The sequence below is a fragment of the Desulfuromonadales bacterium genome (assembly GCA_035620395.1).
Taxonomy (GTDB): Bacteria; Desulfobacterota; Desulfuromonadia; order Desulfuromonadales; family DASPGW01; genus DASPGW01.
The window spans coordinates 1-8,469 of record DASPGW010000145.1 but is presented as its reverse complement, the minus strand read 5'-3'; the positions used below and the strand labels follow the sequence as shown (position 1 = coordinate 8,469).

Below are 8,469 nucleotides of genomic sequence, written 5' to 3'. Positions count from 1 at the left end.
CATCGACGCTTCCTGGTTGTCCATGTAGCGGCCGATCGAGCCGCCGGCCAGGCCGCCGACCACCGCGCCGATGCCGGCACCGAGCAGCGTCCCCTTGGTGTCGCCGCCGATGGCCTGGCCGAGGCCGGCGCCGGCCGCCGCGCCGATGCCCGTACCGATGGCGGCGCCCTTCTGCGTTTTGGTCATCGGCTGGGCGCAGCCCGCAGCGGTCAGGGCGACAGCGAGGCAAATGACAAGTGTTCTTTTCATGATATTCTCCTTTTCCCACTGTTTGAGTTAGCATTTCCCACGGAGAGAATTCTAACAGCTCCCCCCGGAAAGGCAAGGGTAAGGCAATCGGCGAAAGAGGGACATCGGGCAGAAGGCGCGAGGCGTTCCCGAAAAGCTTGAAAAGACAAAATTCCCGTGGTAATTTGCCCACCTGCCGAACTGCAGAAAAAATGGAGGTCCCCCTTATGAAAATAAACCGGCCCCAGGTTGAACAGGTGGCCCGGCTCGCCCGTCTGGCTCTCGACGACGAGGAGCTGGACGCCCTGACCGGCCAGATGGATGCCATTCTGGGCTATGTGGAAAAGCTCAACGCCCTGAATACCGACGGCATCGTCCCGACCGCCCACGCCGTGCCGATGGAGAACGCTTTCCGTGCGGATGCGGTCAAGCCGTCCATCGGCGTGGAGAGGGCGCTGCAGAACGCCCCGGCCGCCGGCAGCGGCTGCTTCAAGGTGCCGCGGGTCATCGAATAAATCCGGCGAAAGGCCTTTCCCCTTTTGCCTTTAGCCTTTAGCCCTTAGCCGGAAGTTGACATGGAACTGACCGAACTGACGATTCACGAACTGCATGCCAGGCTCGTCGCCGGCGAATTGACCGCGGTTGATCTGACCCGGGCCTACCTCGCGCGGATCGCCGCCACCGACGACAAGCTGAATGCCTTCATCACGATCTGCCCCGAGGCGGCCCTGACGGCAGCCGAGGCGGCGGACCGCCGGATTGCCGATGGCAGGGCCGACCTGCTGACCGGTATCCCCCTGGCGCTCAAGGACATCTTCTGCACCGAAGGGGTGCGCACCACCTGCGCCTCGAGGATTCTGGAAGACTTCGTTCCTCCCTACGACGGCACCACCGTCAGCCGTCTCAGGGAGCGCGGGGCGGTGCTCCTCGGCAAGCTCAACATGGACGAGTTCGCCATGGGCAGCTCCAACGAGAACTCCGCCTTCGGGCCGGTCAAAAATCCCTGGAATCCGGAGACGGTTCCCGGCGGCTCCTCGGGGGGGAGCGCTGCGGCCGTAGCGGCCCGGCAGGCGGCGGGGACCCTCGGTACCGACACCGGCGGTTCGATCCGCCAGCCGGCCGCCCACTGCGGGGTGGTCGGGCTGAAGCCGACCTACGGCCGGGTTTCCCGATACGGTGTCATCGCCTACGCTTCCTCTCTCGACCAGGTGGGCCCCCTGGCCCGCGACGTCGAGGACTGCGCCATCCTGCTGCAGGCGGTGGCCGGGTACGATCCCCTGGATTCGACCTCGGTCGACACGCCGGTTCCCGATTACTTGGCGACTTTGCGGCAGGGGGTGAAAGGGTTGCGCATCGGCCTGCCGCGGGAGTACTTCATCGAGGGGCTCGACCCCGAGGTGAAGGCCGCCGTGGAGGCGGCCATCGCCACCTTCCGGCAGCTGGGCGCCGAGACCGTCGAGGTCGGCCTGCCCCATACCGACTACGCAGTCGCCTGCTACTACCTGATCGCCACAGCCGAAGCCTCGAGCAACCTCGCCCGCTATGACGGGGTACGCTTCGGCCTGCGCGTCGAGGAGGGCAGGGGATTGATCGACATGTACATGAAGAGCCGGGAGGCCGGCTTCGGCGCCGAGGTCAAGCGGCGCATCATGCTTGGCACCTATGCCCTCTCCTCCGGCTACTACGACGCCTACTACCTCAAGGCGCAGAAGGTGCGCACCCTGATCCGCCAGGATTTCCTCGAGGCGTTCACCCGAGTCGACGTTCTGCTCACCCCGGTGGCGCCGACCCCGGCCTTCCGCCTTGGCGAGAAGGCGGGCGATCCGCTGCAGATGTACCTCTCGGACATCTTCACCATCCCGGTCAACCTGGCCGGAACCTGCGGCATGAGCGTCCCCTGCGGCTTCTCGGCGGCAGGCCTCCCCATCGGCCTGCAGTTGATCGGCAAGCCCTTCGGCGAGGCGGATCTTCTGCGGGCGGGCTGGGCTTTCGAGCAGGCGACGGCGTGGCATCGGCGCGTAGCGCCGATCTAGAGGTCCTATGTGTCCCATAAGTCCCATAGGACGTATAGGACCCATAGGACCCATGGGACCAGCCAAAACGGTAGCTACCAACATCAGGATCATGCGATGAAATCCAAATACGAAACCGTCATCGGCCTGGAGGTTCACGTCCAGCTGACCACCGCCACCAAGATCTTCTGCGGCTGCTCGACCGCCTTCGGCAGCGCGCCCAACAGCCAGACCTGCCCGGTCTGCCTGGGGCTGCCGGGGGCGCTGCCGGTACTCAACCGCAAGGTCGTGGAGTTCGCCATCAAGACCGGTCTGGCGACCGGCTGCAGCATCGCACCGCGTTCGGTCTTCGCCCGCAAGAACTACTTCTACCCGGATCTGCCGAAGGGATACCAGATTTCCCAGTTCGAGCTCCCCATCTGCGAGCACGGCCATCTGGATATCGAAACGGAAGAGGGCGGCGCGAAGACAGTCGGCATTACCCGCATCCATATGGAGGAGGACGCCGGCAAGCTGCTGCACGGCGAGACGCCAGACAGCGCCGGTGCCTCCTTTGTCGATCTGAACCGCGCCTGTACGCCGCTGCTGGAGATCGTCTCCGAGCCGGACATGCGCAGCGCCGATGAGGCGATTGCCTACCTGAAGAAGCTGCACCAGATCGTCGTCTACCTCGGCGTATGCGACGGCAACCTGGAAGAAGGCTCCTTCCGCTGCGACGCCAACGTCTCCATCCGCCCCTGGGGGCAGAAGGCGTTCGGAACCCGCGCCGAGCTGAAGAACATCAACTCCTTTCGCTTCATCAAGCAGGCGATCGAGTACGAGGTGGAGCGCCAGGCCGAGATCCTCGACGAAGGCGGGCGGGTGATCCAGGAGACGCGCCTCTTCGACAGCGTCAGCGGCACCACCCGCTCCATGCGCGGCAAGGAGGAGGCGCACGATTACCGCTACTTCCCCGATCCCGATCTCGTTCCCCTGGTCGTCTCCCCGGAATGGGTCGAAAAGGTGCGACAGGAACTCCCCGAACTGCCCGCCGCCAGGCTCGAGCGCTTCGTCCGCGAATACGGCATTCCCCGCTACGATGCCGAGGTGCTGACTGCCGAGCGGGCGATGGCAGACTACTACGACGAATGCGTCCGCCTGCACGGCAACGGCAAGACCTGCTCCAACTGGGTGATGGGGGAAGTGACCCGGGCGCTCAACGAATCGGGCCTTCCCATCGCCGGGAGCCCGGTGACCCCGGTCATGCTGGCCGGGATGCTGGCGCGCATCGATGACGGCACCATATCCGGCAAGATCGCCAAGACCGTTTTCGACGCGATGTGGAAGAGCGGCAAGGCAGCCGATGCCGTCATCGAGGAACAGGGCCTGCGGCAGGTGACCGATAGCGGCGCCATCGAGAGCATCATCGACGAGATCATCGCCGCCAATATGGGCCAGGTGGAGGAATACCGCGCCGGCAAGGAAAAGGTCTTCGGCTTCTTCGTCGGCCAGGTGATGAAGGCCTCGAAAGGCAAGGCGAATCCGGCGGCGGTGAATGAGTTGTTGAAGAAGAAATTGCAGGGATAATTGTTTTTGTAGGGGCGCATTGCATGCGCCCAGGGCGGACGCAGTCCGCCCCTACGCGAGGAAACGACCATGTCCATAAAACCCATCCTGTTCGAAAACGGTATCCTGAAAATGATCGATCAGCGCCTTCTCCCGGCCGAGGAGGTCTGGCTGGAATATACGGACTACCGCGCCGTGGCTGAAGCGATCCAGACGATGGTGGTGCGCGGGGCGCCGGCTATCGGCGTCGCTGCGGCCTTCGGCGCGGCCTTCGGTGCGCGGGACATCGTCGCGGCGAGTTTCGAGGAGTTCATGGCCGAGTTCGAAGAGGTCTGCGCGGTGCTGGCCGCTACCCGGCCGACGGCGGTCAACCTCTTCTGGGCGCTGGAGCGGATGAAGGCGTGCGCTCGGGCTCATGCTCAACTGGCCGGGGCCGATCTTAAGGCCAGGCTGCTCGAAGAGGCGCAGATCATTGCCGAGGAGGACGACCGGCTCAACCGCACCATGGGGAAAAACGGCGAGCATCTCATTCCCGACGGCGGCCGCATTCTCACCCACTGCAATGCCGGGGCGCTGGCCACCGGCGGTTACGGCACGGCACTCGGCGTCATCCGGGCGGCGGTCGAGGCGGGGAAGAAGGTGGCCGTCTTCGCCGACGAGACCCGACCCTGGCTGCAGGGGGCGCGGCTGACCGCCTGGGAGCTGATGCGGGATGCCATTCCGGTCACCCTGATCTGCGACAACATGGCCGGCCACCTGATGAGCAAGGGAGAGATCGACTGCGTCATCGTCGGCGCCGACCGCATCGCCGCCAACGGCGATACGGCCAACAAGATCGGCACCTACACCGTGGCGATCCTGGCCAAGGAGCACGGCATCCCTTTCTACGTCGCCGCGCCCATCTCCACCGTTGATCTCGCCATCCCCGACGGCAGCCGTATCCCCATCGAGGAGCGCGCCGCCCGTGAAGTCACCCATAGCGGCGAACGGCAGCTCGCCCCGGCCGGTGTCGCCGTGCGCAACCCTGCCTTCGACGTCACCCCGGCGCGTTACATCACCGCCATCATCACCGAGCGCGGCGTGGTGAAAGGGGATTACCAGCGGGGGCTGAGGGCTCTGGTCGAAGGGAAGTAGCCCTGGGGGAGGCCTTTCCCCTCCGTCCGATTGGTGGCTGATATGGATCCGACGATTCTCGCGCGACAGCTCGCCATGGCCTGCGCGGCCGGCACCGAGGCGGCCCTGCAGCCGCTGGTGGCGGAGCTCGGCTTCGCCGACCCGCGCCGGAGTGCCGCCAACCTCAGGCTGCTGCACGCCGTCGTGCCGGACTGCGCCCTGCTCGCCGCCGTCGCCTTGACGGCCCTGAAGGCCGCCGATCCCGACCTCGCCCTCAACAGCCTCGAACAGTTGACCAACACTGCTGCGCGGGACGAACTGCTTACCGTTCTCGGCTCTGAGCGCGAGCGGCAGCAATTGCTCACGGTCCTCGGCGCCTCTCCCTTCCTGACCGGCATCCTCTGCCGCAAGGCCGACTATCTCCGTGACCTCTTCGCGGCGGGCGAGATTCGCCGCGCCAAGGACGAGCCGGTCATGCTGGCAGAGCTGCGGCAGCGAATTCCCCTGGAGGCAACCCTCGCCGAACTGCAGAAGGGACTGCGCCTCTACAAGTGCCGGGAGATCCTGCGCATCGGCAGTCGCGACCTGGGGGGGCTGGCAGGACTGGAAGACGTCACCGGCGAACTCTCGGCACTGGCCGCCGCTTCCCTGCAGCGCGCCTGGGAGGTCTGCGATCGCCTGCTGCGGGCCGAGTACGGGGCACCCCTTCTCGACTCGCCGGCGGGGGAACCCGCTGCCGAAGCCGGTTTCACCATCTTCGGCATGGGCAAGTTCGGCGGCCGCGAACTCAACTTCTCTTCCGATATCGATCTCATCTACTTCTACTCTTCGGAAAAGGGGACCACCGCCGGCGTTGCCGGTCCCCTCGGCGAGACGAAGAACCGCCTCCATCTGCACCAGTACTTCTGCAAGCTGGGCGAACTGATCACCCGGGCCGTCGGCCAGGCGACGGAGGACGGCTTCGTCTTCCGCGTCGACCTGCGCCTGCGCCCCGAGGGGAACAGCGGCGAGATGGCCAACTCGCTGCGCAGCGCCGAGGTCTACTACGAGAGCTGGGGACAGAGCTGGGAGCGGGCGGCGATGATCAAGGCCCGGCCGGTGGCCGGCTCCATCCCCCTTGGGGAACAACTGCTGAAGAACCTCGAGCCCTTCGTCTTCCGCCGCTACCTCGACTACGGCATGGTCGAGGACATCAAGTTGATGAAGCAGAAGATCGACCGCAGCCTCACCCGGGAGAAGGAGGGAGAGCTCAACCTGAAGCTCGGCCGGGGCGGCATCCGGGAGATCGAATTCTTCATCCAGGCGCTGCAGCTCATCTATGCCGGCAAGAACCCGGCCCTGCGCGAGAAGAACTCCCTCAAGGCCCTCGATCTGCTGCAGCGGGAAGGATTGATCAAGGCGGCGGAGCACCGCACCCTGCGCGAGGCGTACATCTTCCTGCGCACCGTCGAGCACCGCATCCAGGTGGAGCAGGAGCGGCAGACCCACAATCTGCCGGTGCGGGAAGCGGAACTGCTGGCGCTCGCCCGGCGCAGCGGTTTTGCCGATGCTGCCACTTTCCGCGATGCCCTCGAGCAGCACCGGCGCGGGGTGGAGAACATCTACCGCGACCTTTTCTATACCAGCGAAACGGAAATCCGCGAAGAGGTGCGGCCGGAGGTGGTCTTCCTTTTCGACCGCAACTCCGATTCCGATCTGGTCAAGGACCTGCTGGAGGAGAAGGGGTTCAGGAATCCGGACGGCGCCTACGAAACCCTGCTGGCGCTGCGCGACGGTCCGCCGCACGCCCATCTCACCCAGCGGGCGCGCCGGCTGCTGGAGCGCATCGCCCCCCTGCTGCTGCAGGAAGTCATCGACTCGCCCGAGCCGGACATGGCCCTGCTCAACCTGGAACGCTTCCTCTCGGCGCTGCGTGCCCGGGCCACTTTCTTCGCCCTGCTGGCGGAGAATCGCGAGATCATCAAAATGCTGGTCTCCCTCTTCGGCACCAGCCAGTTCCTCTCCCGCATCTTCATCCAGCATCCCGAGATCCTCGACTCCCTGGTTTCCCGCTCCTACGCGGTCTCCTTCAAAAGCCGCGAGGCGATGGCGCATGACCTGGCTGAATTACTGAAGAACGCCGACAACTACGAGGAAAAACTCGAGGTGCTGCGCCGCTTCCGCAAGGAGGAGTTCCTGCGGATCGCCATGGGCGATATCCATGGGCACACGCCGCAGGGGGAGGGGACCCTTCAGCTCTCCTGTCTGGCCGAGGTCTGCCTGCAGCAGGCGGTGGAGATCTCCCGCGAGGAGCTTCTGCCGCGCTTCGGGCTCCCCTTCTGCCGGGACGAATCGGGCGCCGAGCACGAGGCCGTCTTTGCCATCCTCGGCATGGGCAAACTGGGAGGGATGGAGCTCAACTACCACTCCGACCTCGACATCATCTTCATCTACGAAGGGGAAGGGGAGACCCGACCGGTGGCGGGCGCCGACCCGGGACGTTTCCGGCAGCAGTCGAACCAGGAATATTTTTCCCGCCTGGCGCAGCGGATCATTTCGGTGCTGACCCTGATGACCCGCGAGGGGTATGTCTACCAGATCGACACCCGCCTGCGTCCCTCGGGCAACCAGGGCCCGCTGGTCACCAGTCTGCCCGCCTACCAGCGCTATCACGAGTCCTCCGCCCGCCTCTGGGAACGGCAGGCTCTCACCAAGGCCCGGGTGGTGACGGGACCGCCGGCCTTTGCCGGGCGCATCGAGGCGCTCAATCGCTGGATTGTCTACGAGCGGCCGCTGCCGGAGGGGCTCAGGGAAGAGATTTACCGTCTGCGCGGGAGGATGGAGAGTGAAATTGCCAGGGAGGGAGCCAGCCACCTCAACATCAAGACCGGGCGCGGCGGCATGGTCGATGTGGAGTTTCTGGCCCAATACCTTCAGCTGCGCTACGGCGGCGAGCGGCCGGCGCTGCGCGAAGTCAATACACTGAAAACCCTGCAGGCATTGCGCGGCGAGGGCCTGATCAGCGAAGCCGATTTTGCGGCGTTGGAGGGAGGATATAAATTCCTGCGGCGTCTGGAAAACAAGCTGCGCCTGGTGCACGACCAGTCAATCAGCGAGCTGTCGGCGGATCGCGCCTACCTGCTGCGGCTCGCGCGCCGGCTCGGCTACCCCGAGCGGCCGCGGCGTCCCGACGAAGTGTTCCTCGAGGACTACCGCCAGGTCACCGAAAAGATTCGCGCCGTCTTCGACAGCATCATCGGGCCGGAGGGCGGGTCGTCCTAGCCGATATCCGTGTTCGGTGATCAGGTTAACGTTTTTACAATTTCCACCCGCCTCCCCGGTTCCCTCGCCTCGGCGCCTGCTTTTCCCCTTCCTTCATCAGCCGCTTCGGCGGGATTCATGCCAGAAACTGTGAAAGTCGAGAACGATGGCGGTGCAGTCGTCGACCGGGGGGTCGTCGGTGCCGAAGCGCTGAAGGGCGGTGAATATCTGCTCGAGAAATTCGAGATGGTCGTCGCCATTCTGCTGGAGCACCTGCTGCAGGCGCTCCAGCCCGAAGGGCTCCCCCCTGTTGTTGGTGGCATCGGAGACG

The 8,469-nt window shown here is 65.1% G+C and carries 7 protein-coding genes; 5 read left to right on the top strand and 2 right to left on the bottom strand.

Annotation, left to right across the window (positions count from 1 at the left end):
• The coding region (locus tag VD811_07990; protein ID HXV20910.1) for a glycine zipper domain-containing protein at positions 1-249 on the bottom strand (249 nt) is incomplete at its 3' end.
• Between the two features lie 206 nt (positions 250-455).
• Here VD811_07990 and gatC point away from each other — a divergent pair.
• From gatC to glnE, 5 genes are all read left to right on the top strand, one after another.
• A complete protein-coding gene (gatC, locus tag VD811_07985) occupies positions 456-743 on the top strand; it encodes an Asp-tRNA(Asn)/Glu-tRNA(Gln) amidotransferase subunit GatC (GenBank protein HXV20909.1) in 288 nt (95 codons plus the stop codon).
• A 60-nt stretch (positions 744-803) separates the two neighbouring features.
• The gene (gene gatA, locus VD811_07980; GenBank protein HXV20908.1) at positions 804-2,261 is read left to right on the top strand and encodes an Asp-tRNA(Asn)/Glu-tRNA(Gln) amidotransferase subunit GatA; all 1,458 of its coding nucleotides are present in this window, start codon (positions 804-806) and stop codon (positions 2,259-2,261) included.
• A 96-nt stretch (positions 2,262-2,357) separates the two neighbouring features.
• Entirely contained in the window at positions 2,358-3,806 is a 1,449-nt protein-coding gene (gene gatB, locus VD811_07975) for an Asp-tRNA(Asn)/Glu-tRNA(Gln) amidotransferase subunit GatB (protein HXV20907.1), read from the top strand.
• 69 nt (positions 3,807-3,875) lie between these two features.
• Positions 3,876-4,919: an S-methyl-5-thioribose-1-phosphate isomerase gene (gene mtnA, locus VD811_07970; protein HXV20906.1), complete on the top strand. Its 1,044-nt coding sequence runs from the start codon at positions 3,876-3,878 to the stop codon at positions 4,917-4,919.
• 42 nt (positions 4,920-4,961) lie between these two features.
• Positions 4,962-8,159, top strand: a complete 3,198-nt coding sequence (glnE, locus tag VD811_07965; protein HXV20905.1) for a bifunctional [glutamate--ammonia ligase]-adenylyl-L-tyrosine phosphorylase/[glutamate--ammonia-ligase] adenylyltransferase — start codon at positions 4,962-4,964, stop codon at positions 8,157-8,159.
• Between the two features lie 96 nt (positions 8,160-8,255).
• Here the strand turns inward: glnE and VD811_07960 are convergent.
• Positions 8,256-8,469: hypothetical protein (locus VD811_07960; GenBank protein ID HXV20904.1), on the bottom strand; the 214-nt coding region annotated here is incomplete at its 5' end.

Bases quoted from the DNA above. Each gene is read 5' to 3' on its own strand.
- gatC (HXV20909.1), top strand. From the start codon at position 456: ATGAAAATAAACCGGCCCCAGGTTGAACAGGTGGCCCGGCTCGCCCGT.
- gatA (HXV20908.1), top strand. From the start codon at position 804: ATGGAACTGACCGAACTGACGATTCACGAACTGCATGCCAGGCTCGTC.
- gatB (HXV20907.1), top strand. From the start codon at position 2,358: ATGAAATCCAAATACGAAACCGTCATCGGCCTGGAGGTTCACGTCCAG.
- mtnA (HXV20906.1), top strand. From the start codon at position 3,876: ATGTCCATAAAACCCATCCTGTTCGAAAACGGTATCCTGAAAATGATC.
- glnE (HXV20905.1), top strand. From the start codon at position 4,962: ATGGATCCGACGATTCTCGCGCGACAGCTCGCCATGGCCTGCGCGGCC.